General features: G+C 68.5%; 12 protein-coding genes and 1 pseudogene. 5 read left to right on the top strand and 8 right to left on the bottom strand.

Annotated features, from left to right (window positions below):
* Position 1: 1 nt before the first annotated feature.
* Positions 2-721 (bottom strand): hypothetical protein, encoded by a 720-nt coding sequence (locus EV562_RS16435; protein ID WP_133887568.1) that lies wholly within the window; start codon positions 719-721, stop codon positions 2-4.
* Positions 722-1,221: 500 nt separating this feature from the next.
* On the opposite strand from EV562_RS16435, the gene EV562_RS16430 reads away from it, so the two are divergent.
* Together EV562_RS16430 and EV562_RS16425 are read left to right on the top strand one after the other, a co-directional pair.
* Positions 1,222-2,106, top strand: coding sequence for a hypothetical protein (locus EV562_RS16430; protein ID WP_133887567.1), 885 nt, complete (start codon positions 1,222-1,224; stop codon positions 2,104-2,106).
* A 41-nt stretch (positions 2,107-2,147) separates the two neighbouring features.
* Entirely contained in the window at positions 2,148-2,891 is a 744-nt protein-coding gene (locus EV562_RS16425) for a hypothetical protein (RefSeq protein ID WP_133887566.1), read from the top strand.
* A gap of 117 nt (positions 2,892-3,008) precedes the next feature.
* Here the strand turns inward: EV562_RS16425 and EV562_RS16420 are convergent.
* Both EV562_RS16420 and EV562_RS16415 read right to left on the bottom strand, forming a co-directional pair.
* Positions 3,009-3,431: pseudogene (locus EV562_RS16420) on the bottom strand (M15 family metallopeptidase); the annotation flags it as partial.
* Positions 3,432-4,079: a hypothetical protein gene (locus EV562_RS16415; protein WP_133887564.1), complete on the bottom strand. Its 648-nt coding sequence runs from the start codon at positions 4,077-4,079 to the stop codon at positions 3,432-3,434.
* Between the two features lie 373 nt (positions 4,080-4,452).
* Here EV562_RS16415 and EV562_RS16410 point away from each other — a divergent pair, with 373 nt between their 5' ends.
* Complete coding sequence (locus EV562_RS16410; protein ID WP_166661829.1) at positions 4,453-5,121, top strand: hypothetical protein; 669 nt, start codon at positions 4,453-4,455, stop codon at positions 5,119-5,121.
* Positions 5,112-6,197 (top strand): hypothetical protein, encoded by a 1,086-nt coding sequence (locus EV562_RS16405; protein WP_133887563.1) that lies wholly within the window; start codon positions 5,112-5,114, stop codon positions 6,195-6,197. Before EV562_RS16410 ends, EV562_RS16405 begins: the two co-directional genes overlap by 10 nt.
* An 89-nt stretch (positions 6,198-6,286) precedes the next feature.
* Here the strand turns inward: EV562_RS16405 and EV562_RS16400 are convergent, their stop codons facing one another.
* The 5 genes from EV562_RS16400 to EV562_RS16380 form a co-directional block, all read right to left on the bottom strand.
* Positions 6,287-6,856, bottom strand: a complete 570-nt coding sequence (locus EV562_RS16400; protein WP_243860070.1) for a hypothetical protein — start codon at positions 6,854-6,856, stop codon at positions 6,287-6,289.
* 193 nt (positions 6,857-7,049) lie between these two features.
* Positions 7,050-7,964 carry a hypothetical protein gene (locus tag EV562_RS16395; RefSeq protein WP_133887561.1) on the bottom strand — a complete coding sequence of 305 codons (915 nt, stop codon included), beginning with the start codon at positions 7,962-7,964 and terminating at the stop codon, positions 7,050-7,052.
* Positions 7,965-8,018: 54 nt separating this feature from the next.
* Positions 8,019-9,269 carry an enoyl-CoA hydratase/isomerase family protein gene (locus EV562_RS16390; RefSeq protein ID WP_133887856.1) on the bottom strand — a complete coding sequence of 417 codons (1,251 nt, stop codon included), beginning with the start codon at positions 9,267-9,269 and terminating at the stop codon, positions 8,019-8,021.
* A gap of 2 nt (positions 9,270-9,271) precedes the next feature.
* Positions 9,272-9,571 carry a hypothetical protein gene (locus EV562_RS16385; protein WP_133887560.1) on the bottom strand — a complete coding sequence of 100 codons (300 nt, stop codon included), beginning with the start codon at positions 9,569-9,571 and terminating at the stop codon, positions 9,272-9,274.
* 187 nt (positions 9,572-9,758) lie between these two features.
* Positions 9,759-10,061: a WXG100 family type VII secretion target gene (locus EV562_RS16380; RefSeq protein WP_208298364.1), complete on the bottom strand. Its 303-nt coding sequence runs from the start codon at positions 10,059-10,061 to the stop codon at positions 9,759-9,761.
* 286 nt (positions 10,062-10,347) lie between these two features.
* Between EV562_RS16380 and EV562_RS16375 the strand changes: the two genes are divergently transcribed.
* On the top strand, positions 10,348-14,925 hold the full coding sequence (locus EV562_RS16375) for an FtsK/SpoIIIE domain-containing protein (protein ID WP_133887558.1): 4,578 nt from the start codon (positions 10,348-10,350) through the stop codon (positions 14,923-14,925).
* Positions 14,926-14,971 lie beyond the last annotated feature (46 nt).

Genomic DNA, 14,971 nt, shown 5'->3' with positions numbered 1-14,971 from the left:
TCTACTTGGCGGGAACGCGCACGACGGCGACCTCGCCGGCGGCCGACGCCGACGCGAGGGCGGCCGCGTCGGCCTCGTCGACGAGGAGAGTGATGGATTTGGTGCCGGTGCTCACGGTGGCGTCGCTCTCCCCCTTGACGCTCTCCACCGAGGCGTTCGCGATGGCACCGTTGCCGGACGAGGAGGAGGACGAAGAGCCCTTGTCGGAGGAGTCCGATCCGCTGGAGCCACGCGTACCGACTCGGTAGGCGGTGACCGTGTCACCACCCTTGATGCCCGTGTAGTACTGGCCCTCCTTGAGAGCCAGTCCGACGGACGCCTTGCCCTCGGGGACCTCTGCCTTGGCGCCGAACATCTGGCCCACGACGACCGTGTCGGCGTAGATCGTGGACTTGGCCTTGAGCTTCTTGAGGGCGTCGACCTTCGTCCACTCGACGTAGTTGATGCTGTCGTCGGCGGCCACCATCACGGAGGTGACATGGTTGCCGACGGAGTCACCCGCCTGGATGTCGGCGGTCACCTTGACGACCTCCACCCGGTCCCCGGCCCGCAGCACCAGCATCGTCGCGCCCAGCGCGCCCACCAGGATCAGCAGCACCGCCAGCGCGGCAAGCGCCGGCTTGCGCTCGCGAGGAGGGCTGGGAAGCCGGTCACCGACCGACGGCTGAGCCGGAGCCGCGGAACGCCCCGCGCCCGCCCCCGTACGCTCCTGGATCTTCACGCAACCGCTCCCCGTACAACCAAGAAATTGTCTGCCTCGAACCCACTCGGACGACGACCGCCCAAGTGCGCAGAATCATCTGCGATTTCGGACACTTCGCCCGCGCCTGCCCGACCGTCGGCGTCCCGGGGCATTCCCTGACGCACCCGCCAGACCTGCGCGAATAACCAGCGGTAGGGCGAGCGTCAAGCCATCGCACCGTATCAGCCGCACATAAGCCCCTCAAGGCATGCCCGACCACTGCCCACCCGCCCCGCCCACCGTTACTCATCTGCAACTTCACGCCGTCACAACCCCGTTGAGCACGGCCCGCCGAGGAGCCCCTCCCACTGTGCTCACGCGAATCCAGAACGACCGGCACCCAGCACCGTCCGCGTGCTGTTCGTCACTGAGCGCCCATGGGTCCTGCACGATTCACTCACGAGGGCCCCGATCGCCCGTGCCATGATCTTCGCTCGGATCAGTGACGGAACGAGTACGCAGAGGGAACGGGGGACACGGTGGGCCTACTGCCAGTGAGCGGTGCCGCGTTGGAGTCCGACGCCCGGGTGCGGGAAGCCGCGCGGGACATCGGCGCCCGGTACGGCGTCGACTACACCGACGACGCGGCCGTGACCGCCATGCTGACGGAGCGCCGCAAGTCCCTGGAGACGGGACACCGACCGGAGGGCTGCCTGGGGCTGCTGACGCTGATGGCAGGCATGTTCCTGCCGTTCGGCCTGTCGATGTCCCCGGCCCTGGACGCCCATCTGTTCGCCGTACTGGGGGCATCGGGCGGCCTCACGGTCGTCGGCGTGGCTCTGCTCGTCCACGTGCGCGTCCAGTGGAGGCGGGCGCTGCGGCAAGGCCCCCTCGCCGGCTACCGCGAGGTCCTCGGCGTCGCCCGCGCCCACGGCATCCCGCTGGCGCACATACCGCCGTGGCTCGAGGGCCGGACGACGGACGGCGGCGGGAAGGGCGCGGCGCCGATCCCGACGTACCCGGCGGTGGAGCCGGCGGGCGAGCCCGCTCCCGCGCCGACGGCGGAACCAGCGGCCCCACCCGCCTCCGTACCCGTGCCGCCGAAGCCCTTGGCCGTCGAGGACTACGAAAACATGGCGGACACGGGCGGCTGGCACGACGAGGTGGGCTGGCTTCTCATGTTCGCCGGTGTGATCGGCGTCGCCTGCGCCTCCACCACCGACGCCCCCCTCGGATACGGCGCGGCCTTCCTCGTCCCCACAGCCGTGTTCGTCTGGCTGGCGGGCCGCCGCCAGGGCCGCGAGAAGGAGAGGCTGCGCGAGGAGGCCCTGAACTACGTGAGAGCCCTGGAGGCCGCCCAGGCGGCGGGCGCGCGCGTACCGGAGCTCTCCCCGCAACTACGCGCCCTCCTCGACGACCACTGACCCCTTTCTCCCCCACCGTCCTACGGAGCAACGGAGTACCCGTGAACCGCCCCACAGCCGCAGCCCTGGCCACCCTGACCCTGCTGTCCCTCACCGCGCTCACCGCGTGTGGCGGCGACTCGGACACCGATGCGGCGACCGACGAACCGAAGGCGAGCGCGTCGGCGGCCAAGACCTCTTCCCCTGCCGAGCAGCTGTCCGCCACGATCGTCACGAAGGCCGACACCGACGGCTTCGAGGTGAACGAGCCGGCCGACGAGTACGCCTTCGCCAAGTCGACGGACGAGGTGACGGTGGACAAGCCCGTCTGCGCACCCCTCGCGTACGCCATGAACCAGCTGCCTCTCGGCTCCCCCCAGGCCGACCTGACCCGGATGACCTCGGGACCGACGGACGCGCCGACGCAGCTGACGACGGGCATCACCTACACGTACGTCACCCTGGCGTCCTACGCCCCCGGGAAGGCGCGGGCCACCCTCGCCGACGCACGCAAGGCCGTGGACGCGTGCGCGGACGGCTTCACGGCCGAGGCGAACGGCAACAAGAGCCCGTACGACTCCGTCAGCCCCGAGAAGGTCGCCCCGGCCGGTGACGAGTCGCTCGGCTACACGTCCACGATGACCTTCCGCGGCGTCCGGCACGTCCTGCACGGCGAGTTCGTCCGCAGCGGTGACGTCCTCGCCGTCTACTTCTCCGTCGACGGCATGGCCATCGCCAACGGCAGGCCGAGCGACGCGAAGCTCTCGCCGACGGTGGTGAAGGCGCAGAACGCCAAGCTGGCCTGAGGTCGTGACGGACCTCGGGTCGCGCGCCGTCGTGCGTGTGGCCGGACGTGACCGAGCGTGGTCCCCTTCGCCTTCGGCCTGGTCAGGTCAGGTCAGGTCAGGTCAGGTCAGGTCAGGTCAGGTTGCCGAGGCCAACTCCTTCGGGCCGTAGAGCGCGGCGGCCTCACCGGTGACCAGTGCCCAGTAGCGGTCACCGAAGGACCAGTGCCACCACTCGGTGGGGTAGTTCACCAGCCCCGCGGCGGTGAGGACGTCACCGAGCAGCTTGCGATGGGTGCGGGCCTCCGTGCTGATGTCGGCGGCGTGGGTGTAGCAGGCGCCCTCGCTCTCCTCGGGGTCCGCGTTCATCCGGGTGCCCAGGTCCAGCTCGCTCCCCGCGGCGTCGGCCAGGGTGAGGTCCACGGCCGCGCCGGCGCTGTGCGGAGCGATGCCGGGCGGTGACACGTACCGGCTCGCCGCCGAGTGGATCTGCTCGGCGGACCAGTCGGCGTGGATGCTCTGCAACCGGCCGGCGTACTCCTCGAAGTACGCGAGCCTCACTCATGACGTGATCATCCCGCAGGACTCACGCGGTGAACCTTCCCGGTCACGGCACTGGCGACGGGCGGCCCGGCTCTTCCCTCCGCCCTTCTTGCGCAGCCTCCGAAGGCGTTCACGCTCCCGCGTCCGGCGCGCTTCACGGGCGGCACGGCGCCGCCGATGGGTGAGCCAGCCGCCCACAGCCACGCACACGACGTACACGAGGAGGGCGGAACCTGTCCCCGGGACGTAGGAACACCCCGCTTCGTACGACCGGCAGTTCTTGCCCTGCAACCCGCTGAGCAGGAAGAACACCGGCGCTATGGCGGCCGCGCAGCAGGCACCGCGGGCCACCGCGCGCATCACCCCGGGCGCCTTCCCCGGGCCCGCCGCATCACGGCTCGCTAACCGCTCCCAAAGCGCACCACTCCAACCGAGCAGAGTGATCAGCCCCAGAACGCCTCCGACGCCCCAGGCACCGCCGGGCAGGCCGTACAGCGCGGGGGCACCCTCGCGGGCGGCCCAGCGCGCACCCCCGAAGCCGAGGACGACGACGACGCCCACGACGGCGACGAACAACACGAGCGCGACCCCGTCCCGCCCCCGGAACCGCAGGCGGCGGTCCCGGTCCTGCCGGTCCGCGTCCCTCCCCCGCTCACGCCCCGTCATACGCCCGGTCCCACTTGCTCTGCCGCACGCAGCCCCAGGTCCGCCTCACGACGGCCGAGAGGAAGAACCAGAATCGCGCTCCGGACCGCCACCGCACGGACCCTGGAACGAAGCGGCACGACCGGTCCCAGCCAGGACAACCCCCACGAACCCCCTGCGCACAACAGGCTCAACGTCAGCCACCGCACCCTCGCGGAACCGACCGCCCGGTTCCGGGATATGACCTCAACCACGCGATTCCTCGCCCCTCGCCTGTCCGCACACGTCCGGAGCACCGTAACGATTCCCGGCGCAGTTCGCTCTGGCGAAACCAGGAACCCCGTGGATACCGTCAGTAGCCTCGACCGCACTTCTGTCTCACGGGGAGTCCACTGTGAAGCGCCGCCCTTTGCCCGTTGCTGCCGCGCTCGCCGCCTCAGCAGCCCTGCTGCTGACGGCCTGCGGGGGCGGGGACGACAAGCCCGACAACGACAAGATCGCCGGGGCCGACCAGGGGTCCGCGACCCCGAAGGAGTCGGCCAAGCCCTCGACGGCACCGGCGGAGAACAAGCCGGACGGCGTGGACCTGTCCCTCCCCAAGGACATGAACCTCGTCTTCGACTGGGACAAGCCGAAGGACAAGAACGAAGCGGCTGCCATGGATGATGCCGCCAACTTCTTCCGAGCCATCTACCGAGGAGTCGACAAGCGCACGGCCAACGACGCCGCTGTAGCGGCGTATGCCACCGGCGGTGGGCTGAAGTACGCGCGCACGCAGATCGAGGCATGGATCGAAGGCGGCTGGACCGCTACCGGCACGCTGCGCCATTACGACGCCACGACTCGGTCAGCCGAAACCGGCACCTCGGTAGAAGTGGCTTTCTGCGCCGACTCGAGCAAGTTTTACGGCAAGGAGGTCGAGACCAACAAGGTTTTGACAACTAAGCCCAGCATCGAAGATTTCGACCATTACAAAATCATTATGGTCAAGTACCCCACGGGTGAGGGACTGTGGCAGGCATCCAAGGTATTCGTCGAGACGAAGGCGGAGAAATGCCAGTGAGGTTGCCGCTTCGCACGACTGCCGGCCTGGTCGGGTTGACTGTCGTCGTCGGCGCGCTCGTGCTCGCCACGCCAGCCTACGCCGGGAAGCCAGTCGGTTCCGGCAAGGGCGCCGAAACCGAACAATCCGGCGGCAGCGACGAAACCGGTATCTACGCCGCCGCCCGCATCAAGTACTCCGGCTCCGTCGCCCCCGGCGGCCGCACCGGGAACGTGACGTCCTCCGACGTGAACTGGTCGCCCCCACCCTGCTGGTACGCCCCCTACCTCGGCGCCAAGGACTTCAAGAAGAAGATGTCCGCCGAAATCAAGGAGGCCGCGAGCGCGCCCGGCATGGCCGGTACACCGGGAGCGGCGATCGGCCAGACGAAGGCGCACTACGAGGACGAGTACGGCTGGGAGGACCACCCGGGGTACAAGGACTACAACGTCGAGAAGGACGGCGACGGGATGTTCTGGGCCGGCGTCGAGAACCCCGACGAACCCGACATCCTCAAGCGCAACTCCTGTACGGAACTCCCCTTCTGGGTCGACAACGGCGAGGCCCCGCCGCCTCGGTACGAGCAGGCCATCAACCCGGAGATACTCGCCGCCCTGGCATACCAGCACATGCAACTCCCCGGCACCGAGGTCACCCTGGCCCCCGACGGGACCACGAAGGTGAACCTGCCGACCTGGGCCTGGCTCGACAAGGCCGACTTCCACGAGGTCCAGGCCACGGCTGCCCTCGACGCCCCCGGCTTCGCCCTCACCGCGACGACCACCGCCAAGCCGGTGTCCCTCAAGCTGGAGCCGGGCACCCCGGACGCCGAGACCTATCCGGCCTCCGGAGAGTGCACGTTCAACGACGACGGCTCCATCGGCGAGCCCTACGCCAAGGGCAAGGCCGACCAGGCGCCGCCTTGCGGCATCAAGTATCTGCGCTCCTCCGGCAGCGGCACCTTCGATCTCCGAGCCACCATCACCTGGGACATCGTCTGGAGCGGCACCGGCGGCGCGGGCGGCGACATGCCGGACGGCACCTTCGAGAACGCACAGGCGGTCACGGTCCAGGAGATCCAGGCAGTCAACCGCTGAGCGACGGGACGAAGTCAGCGGTTGAGGAGATGAAGCATGCCGGCTCCACGCAGATCGGACTCCCACCACGTCCTCAGGTCAGCGACGCGTCAATCGGCGAGTTCCTCGGCCGGGTCCGTGAAGGAAACCGTCTGGAGGATGCCACCCATCATGCCGACGAACTGGTCCCAGTGGTCGACGGACGCCGTGGTCATCGTGAACACTGCGGTGAACGGGCCGGTCGGGAAGGGCACGTGCACCTGGATCTCGGCGGTGACGAATTCTGCAGCTTCACCTACGGCGGCGATCTCCGGGCCGAGTTGGTATTGCCGCCACGTGACGCAGGAGACTGCCGGCCCGCACGGGAGATCCAACCACTGCACCTCGTTGAACGTGTCCCTGGAGAGGACAGCCACAATGCCCTGCGCGACGACCTCGACGTCACCATCCTCTTGGTCGGTGGGAACGGCCGCCAGCGTGAACGCGCACTGGGCGGCTCCCTCGGAGAGGTCGTGCCTGGCAACCTCTCCGGTGAGGGTGTGCTCCGTCTCGGAGGTGGAGAACAACCCCAGAGCCGCGTAAGACACACCAGTGTCCCCGATTCTCTCGGCCAGGGTCGCGTAGACAGGGGCGGCGGGAGACCAGACCTCTTCGTTGCCACGGGAGTAGAGCTGCCGCACGAATGATTCCGCGCGATCGGAACGCTCCGCAGGTGAATCGGCCAGGGGCAGCGCGAAGAATCCCTCGGGCGCGAGGAACCAGACGGGGGGTGGCTCAGCCGGCGAGGCGGAAGGAACGGGGGAGGCGAAGTGACCAGCAGTGGGAGTCATATGAACCGATACAACGAGTAGGTATAGGGGTGAAATGCCGCCCTCAGAAGTCTTCGGGGTGGTAATCCGAGGGGTCGATGTCACATCCCTCTTCGTCCAGGACGAGGCTCGTCTCGGACGCTCCGAAGGCGGACGTCAGTCGGTTGGGCGGAAGGATGTCGACGTTGTAGTGACCGCACGGATTCCGCGTGATGACGGGAGTCACGGAATCCGGCATGCCGCTCTCCCTCGCACAGTCCTGGACGGTCTTCCCCTGCCGCGCGTTCAGGTCGGTCAGGGACAGCAGTTCCGGCACACGCGCGAGATACCGAGTCAGCTGCCTCCGCGATCTGCAGCTCAACCTGCACCAGGAGCCGTCCGAGAAGGTGATCGTGAAGTCTTCACCGTCCCGGTAGTTCTTCAGTTCGACGGCATCGATTCCGGCGCGTGGAATCTGCCAGAGGAGTTCGTCGTCGACTGCCTCCACGTTCTTCTCGTCGTACGGCAGTTCCACGACGAGGGCCCTGCGGTCAGTGACGATGAGATGTGTTCGCCAGTACTTCTGATCCGCACGACCCGGATCCAGCTGCCAGGGAAGCGTCCTGCCGACGGTCCCCGGTGCGGCCCACATGACGGGGAAGTCATCGACCTCGTCGGCGCGGCTGTCGGGCGTGTCCGATCCGGAGTCGCCGGACGAGGGGGTGGCGATGTTTCCCCCTGCGGCGCCGAGGGTCGCCATGACGGCCCCTCCGGCAGCCTTTGCGGCGCCCCTCATGAACCGGCGCGTGACGGCGTTCCCGGCCGATCGAGGAGTGAAGGACGGACCTTCTGGCCACCCCTGAAGCTCGTGCTGGATGTCGTTGCGCTCGGTGTCACGGAACCAACGCATCCCGCGCACTTGCGGCGCGGCACCCGTCGCAAACGTGACGGGCTTACGCACGAGCAGCGTTTCTCCGGCTTCCGGCTGCCAGACGTTCATCAGCGCCCTCTCCCTCCGACGACGGCGGTCAATGAATCCTCTCGCCCCTCAGCCCTAATCACCCGAAACGGCACTGGTGATGTGTGTCGCCACCTTGGGGGCGATCTTCAGCCCTGCGTCGACGGTCCTGCCGAGACCACTGAACGGGTCCATGTTGCCCTTGAAGAAGGTATTGATGCCCTTCGTGCCCAGCCACTGCCCCTCGTGATAGCCCGCACTCACAAGACCACCCATGCGTGACTTCAACCCACTGCTCGCATGTGCGACTTCGTGGACGAATTCGCCCTTTCCACCGATCTTCACCAGGCCAGCCTTGCCGAGCCCGCCGTCGACGATCTTGGAGGTCTTGCCGAAGGCCACCAGGACACGAGAAGTACCGAGGTTCGTGGACTGGAAGCCCTTGCCCAGCGCGCCCACTTTGGCCGCCGCCAGGCCCTTGGCCGCCTTGGCCGACTCTCCGACGACCTTGACACCCTTTCCGAACATGCCGATACCCGGCAGCAATCCGAGTGCGTCCGTGCCCATGGTCACCCAACTCACGTCCGCTCCCGCCGCCATGGCCACTCCGTGGGTTGCCAGCGCGAGGCCGCTGCCGATGAGGGCCGCCGTCCCGAAGATCGCGGCGAGGGGTGGGAACGGCAGCGTGATGATGGCCAGCATGCCGAGCACGGCGGTGATGTCACTCAGCACGTCCCCGATCGCCTTGATCAGATCGGCGTGCTCCTTCAGCCAGTCTCCGGTGGCGTCCCAGGCGTCGGCTAGGCCCTTGCCGAGCTTGTCCCAGAAGCCCGGCTCGTTCGGCGCGAGGTCGGCTGCCTTGTCCAGCTCTTTGCTGATCTGACGGGCTACCGCCTTGTAGCGCTCCTCCAGCTCGTGAACCTTCTGGACCACCCCGTCGACAGCGCCGGAGGCTTCGCCGAGTTCCTCACTGCCCTTGCCTTCGGCCTTCGCTTCGGCTTCGGCCCTGGCGTCGAGTTTCTCGCCGGCGGACTTCTCCAGGCGGTTGGCCTCGTCCTGGAAGTCCTTCAGCTCGTTGGACCAGCGATGCAGGGCGCGCGAGGCCTTGTCGAAGGACTCGTAACTCTTGCGGATGAGAGGAGTGACGTCTTCGCCTATGTACTCGGTGAAGGCGAGCGCGGTCTTCCCCTTCCAGGCGCCGCACTCGATGCGCTCCAGCTCTGTTACCGCGGTCCCCAGTTCACCTGCGAGGCTGCCGAGCTTCTTGGCGAGTTCACGGGTTTCGTCGACGTCCCCCGGAGTCGGATCCCAGCCGATGTGCGGAAAGGCGGGGCGTTTCGCGGCCACGCTCACTTGCCCTTCTTCTTGGCCTTCAGCGACTCGGCCAGGTCCAGGTCGAGTTTGTCGAACGTGTCGCCGATCGTGTTGATCATCTTGACCGCGCCCTGCGTGTGCTTACCGAGTTGCTTGATGCCATAACCCCACTCGTCGGCAAAGTCCTGCACGTCCTCGATCAACTGACTCTCCCCCACCACGGTGGCGTCCGCTCCGCGCAGGCTCCGGCGGGTGGCCTCCATGCGGTCACTGATGGTGGAGAAGGTCGTTTTCAGGTGCTGGAATATGGTGTCGTCAAGGGTGAGGTCACTCATGTGTTCTTCCGGTCTCGACGGTGGGTGGTCGGCAGGCCTTCCGAAACTACATGCCGGGCACGCCGCCTCGAGGATCGAGATCCGTCGACAACAGACCGGCTGAGTCAACTCTTCGCAAAGAGCGGCCCTCGGAACCAGGTTCCCAGAGCCGCTCCGAGCGAGAACCTGCACGCTTACCTGCAAGGAGTCACTTGCTCCGCGCCTGCTTCGCCAGTTCGTCGTCGATCTGCTCGAACTTGTCGGCGGCCATGGTCAGGTAGTCACCCATGCCGTCGAGGCCGTCGAGGGTGTCCTTGGCGCCGCGGGTGAACTCGTCGAAGTTGTCGTCGAAGGCCTTGGAGGAGGACTTCGTGACGTAGCCCGACTCGACGAGGTTCGCGATGTACTTGCGGAGACCGTCGAGCTTCTCGTGGAGCTTTTCCTTCTCCTTCACGACATGCTTGGCGGCATCCCGCATGTCCTGATATGTAATGTCAAGGTCTTTGGGCATGAAGCCGCTTCCTCTCACAATGCCGCAGGGCCAACCCCCGTGGCTCCTCGTTTGCGGACCGAACCGGCGCACCGGTCGCGCCGGTCGTGTGACACGACCGGTGTGATCGTCCGCTCTTGATGCAGCAGCTTACGGCGGAGGCCACTGGTGTCACATCCCTGCGTTGCCAATGGGAACGTCCGGTCACCTCCCTGTTGCGGGACCGCGACAGGCAGCGGATATCGTCGCCTGGACTGTGAGCCGTGTTGTGGAAGCGGCCACGGGGGCTCGCCTGGGGAGGACAAGCGTGCGACTGACCCTGACCGTCGTCGACCCGTACGGCGGGGGCACCGCCGACGTCGTGCTCGACGCGGATCCCGAGTCCACCGTCGGGGACATCGCCGAGGAACTGGCCAAGCAGGTCGGTGTCGCGGGTGCGCAGGTCATTCCCATCGGGCATCAGGGCCACGGCGCAGGCGGCAGTGCGCCTCTGGTGTACGTCGACGGGTACGCCGTCGATCCGTCCGCCACGGTCATCGGGTCGCCGTTGCGCGAGGGTGCGGTCGTCAGTCTGCAGGATCCGTCCGGGTGTCTGCCCGGGGAACCCACCGGACTCGTGGAGTTGCGGATCGTGGGCGGGCCGGGGGCCGGCTTCGTCCACCGCCTCGGAGTGGGGAAGTACGACATCGGAAGCGGACCGGCGGCGTACGTCCGGATCGAGGACCCCGAGGTCGACGCCCGTGCCCTGACCCTGTCCGTCGCCACCGACGGGACGTGCAAGGTCGTCGTGCACAGTGACGAGGACGGCGTCACCCTCGACGGGGAATCCGTCAAGGACCGGGACGGGGACGACTGGCCGCTCGGCGGGCAGATCGCGGTCGGGAACTCGCTCGTCGAGCTGGCCCGGTACTCGCCTCCCAACGCCGCGCTCAAGTGGTCCGAGGACGGAGTGGGCCTGGACTACAACCGGCCGCCGCGGCTGCGTCCGCCCGAGCGGCAGACCAACTTCCGGCTGCCCTCGCCGCCCCGCGAGTACGAGGCCCGGCCCCTGCCCTGGCTGATGGCGCTGACCCCGCTCGTCGGTGCCGTGGTCGCCGTGCTGGTGTTCGGGCGCTGGTACTACCTGATCATGGCGGGGCTCAGCCCGGTTCTGCTGTTCGCCAACTACTTCAACGACAAGAAGCACGGGCGCAAGTCCCACGCCAAGCAGGTCAAGGAGTACGAGGAGCAGAAGGCGCGGATCGAGAAGGACGCGCAGGACGCGCTGGTCGCCGAGCGGGACGACCGGCGACAGGCCATTCCCGACCCGGCGGTCGTCCTGTCCGTCGCCACCGGGCCGCGCACCCGGCTCTGGGAGCGGCGGCGGACCGATCGCGATCACCTGCTGCTACGGGTGGGGACAGGGCGACTGCCCTCCGAGGTCGTGCTCGACGACCCGGAGCAGGACGACCACCGCCGCCAGGTCACCTGGAAGATCGAGGACGCTCCCGTCGCGCTGTCGTTGCGCAACCTCGGCGTCGTCGGCATCGCGGGGCCCGGGGACTCCGCGCGATCGCTGGGGCGTTGGGCCGTCGCGCAGACCGCCGCGCTGCACAGTCCGATGGACGTGCAGTTCTACGTGCTGAGTGAGAACTCCGCGCAGAGCGAATGGGACTGGGTGCGGTGGCTGCCTCATTCGCGGCCCTCCGGAGGCCAGGACGTCAACGTCCTGATCGGTACCGACGCCGAGACCGTCGGCGCACGGATCGGCGAGCTGACGCAGATCCTCGACGCCCGCAAGAAGGCCGCCGAGCAGAAGGGCAGCGGCGCACAGGGCTCCAGTTTCACCGATCCGGACATCGTCGTCGTATGGGACGGGTCGCGGCGGCTGCGGTCGCTGCCGGGCGTCGTACGGCTGTTGCGCGAGGGTCCGGCCGTGTCGATGTTCGCCGTCTGTCTCGACGCCGAGGAGCGGTTCCTGCCGGGTGAGTGCCAGGCGTTCGTCGTCGCAGAGCCCAAGGCGGAGAGCAGTGCACGACCCGGGCGGGACGAGCAGGTGCAGCCCGCGCAGCAGGTCGCGGGGGGCTTCCCGTCCTTCCAGGCCTGGCACACCAACGCCCCGGCCGAGCCCGAGCAGCGGGCCCGCGCCGAGAAGCTGCGGCTGCGCGTCGAGGAGGCGGGTGTCGAACGGATCACGGACGTACGGCCCGACTTCGTCACGCCCGCCTGGTGCCTGCGGCTGGCACGTTCACTGTCGGCGCTGCGCGACATCAGCGGCGAGACGGAGGACTCGGCGCTGCCCGGCGCCAGCCGGCTGCTCGACGTGCTGCAGTTGGAGCCGCCGACGGCCGACGCGATCGGCGCCCGGTGGCGGATGGGCGGCCAGTCGACGATGGCCGTCATCGGTGAGTCGTACGACGGCCCGTTCGGCATCGACATGCGCAAGGACGGGCCACACGGTCTCATCGCCGGTACGACCGGTTCGGGTAAGTCGGAACTGCTGCAGACCATCGTGGCGGCTCTCGCCGTCGCGAACACGCCCGAGAACATGACCTTCGTCCTCGTCGACTACAAGGGCGGATCGGCGTTCAAGGACTGCGTCAAGCTGCCGCACACCGTCGGCATGGTGACCGACCTCGACGCGCACCTGGTCGAGCGCGCCCTGGAGTCGCTGGGCGCCGAGCTGAAGCGGCGCGAGCACATCCTCGCCGCCGCCGACGCCAAGGACATCGAGGACTACCAGGACCTCGTGCGCAGGGACCCCTCGCACGCGCCGGTGCCCCGGCTGCTCATCGTCATCGACGAGTTCGCCTCGATGGTGCGGGACCTGCCCGACTTCGTGACCGGTCTCGTCAACATCGCCCAGCGAGGGCGTTCCCTCGGCATCCATCTGCTGCTCGCCACCCAGCGACCCAGCGGCGTCGTCTCCCCCGAGATCCGCGCCAACACAAACCTGCGGATCGCGCTGCGGGTGACCGACGGCGGCGAGTCGTCCGACGTCATCGACTCACCCGAGGCCGGGCACATCTCCAAGAACACCCCGGGCCGCGCCTACGTACGGCTGGGGCATTCCTCCCTGGTTCCCTTCCAGTCGGGGCGTGTCGGTGGCCGTCGGCCCGGTGCCGCCGACCCCGCCGCGCTCGCGCCCTGGGTGGGGCCGCTGAGCTGGGAGGACCTGGGCCGGGCGGCGCTGACCAAGCCGAAGACCGAGTCCCGTGAGGACGACGAGATCACCGACCTCAAGGTGCTCGTCGACGCGGTGCGCGACGCGAACCGGGCGATGGGCATCCCCGCCCAGCACAGCCCCTGGCTGCCGGCCTTGGACGAGAAGCTGCTGCTGGACGAGATCGAGGTGCCGGCGCTCGCCGGTGCCGCCCCGGGCAAGCTGCGGCCCGCGCCGTACGGCATCGAGGACCTGCCCTCCGACCAGGCTCGCCGTCCGGTCGTCGTCGACTTCGCGAGCTTCGGCCATCTGATGATCGGCGGTGCTCCGCGCAGCGGCCGTTCTCAGGTGCTGCGTACCATCGCGGGTTCGCTGGCCCGCACGCACTCCACCGCCGATGTCCATCTGTACGGCATCGACTGCGGCAACGGTGCCCTGAACGCGTTGACCCGACTGCCGCACTGCGGCGCGGTGGTCGGCCGCAACCAGACCGAGCGGGTCGTTCGGCTCGTCAACCGGCTCAAGGGCGAACTGTCCCGCCGGCAGGACCTGTTGGCCGACTCCGGCTTCGCGGACATCGGGGAGCAGCGGGCCTCGGTGGCGGAGGACGAGCGGCTGCCGCACATCGTGGTGCTGCTCGACCGCTGGGAGGGCTGGGTGCCCACCCTCGGAGAGGTCGACCACGGTTCGCTGACCGAGGAGTTGCAGACGATGATGCGCGAGGGTGCCAGCGTCGGCATCCACCTGGTCCTGACGGGTGACCGCACGCTGCTCGTGGGCCGTATCGCGACCCTCACCGAGGACAAGTACGGCCTGCGGCTGGCCGACCGCAGCGACTTCGCCTCGCTCGGTATCCCCACCCGCAAGGTGCCCGAGGAGATCCCGCCGGGCCGTGCCTTCCGCAACGAGGCCGGTACGGAGACGCAGTTCGCGCTGCTCTCCGAGGACACCACCGGCCAGGGACAGGCGGCGGCGATCACGGCGATCGGCGAGGCCGCCACCGCCCGCGACGCCGACGTCCCGCGGGCCCGGCGTCCCTTCCGTGTGGACAGTCTGCCCAGCCGGATCACCTTCCCGGAGGCCTGGGAGATGCGCGACCCGGAGGCGTCCCGTTCGAAGCTGTGGGCGCTGATCGGCATCGGCGGTGACGAGATCGTCGGCTTCGGTCCCGACCTCGCCGACGGCGTGCCGTCCTTCGTCATCGCCGGGCCGGCCAAGTCGGGCCGCTCCACGGTGCTGATGAACGTCGCCCAGTCCCTCCTCGCCCAGGGCACCCGGCTGGTCGTCGCGGCGCCCCGCCAATCGCCGGTGCGTCAACTGGACGGCGTGCACGGCGTGCTGAAGGTCTTCATCGGTGACGACATCGACGAGGACGAGTTCGAGGAGCTGATCGACGGAGCCAGTCCCGAGGAACCCATCGCGGTCCTCGTCGACGACGGCGAGATCCTCGAGGACTGCGACGCCGAGAGCCAGATGAAGAAGATCGTCTCCCGGGGCGCCGAGCGCGGACTCGCCCTCGTCATCGCGGGTGACGAAGAGGATGTGTGCAGCGGCTTCTCCGGCTGGCAGGTGGACGCCAAGAAGGCCCGGCGAGGCATCCTGCTCTCCCCGCAGGAGTCGTCCAGCGGGGATCTCATCGGCCTGCGCATCTCGCGACAGATGGTCGGCGGCCAGATCACGCCGGGCAAGGGCATGCTGCACCTCGGCGACGGGGAGCTGCGTACCGTCGTCGTGCCCGGATGAGTGGCCGGGGTTCCGCCCGTCCCGGGCGGCGGGAGCAGCGCCCGCC

The sequence above is a fragment of the Streptomyces sp. BK208 genome (genome assembly GCF_004364245.1).
Lineage (GTDB): Bacteria > Actinomycetota > Actinomycetes > Streptomycetales > Streptomycetaceae > Streptomyces.
This window is presented reverse-complemented; position numbering and strand designations above follow the sequence as displayed.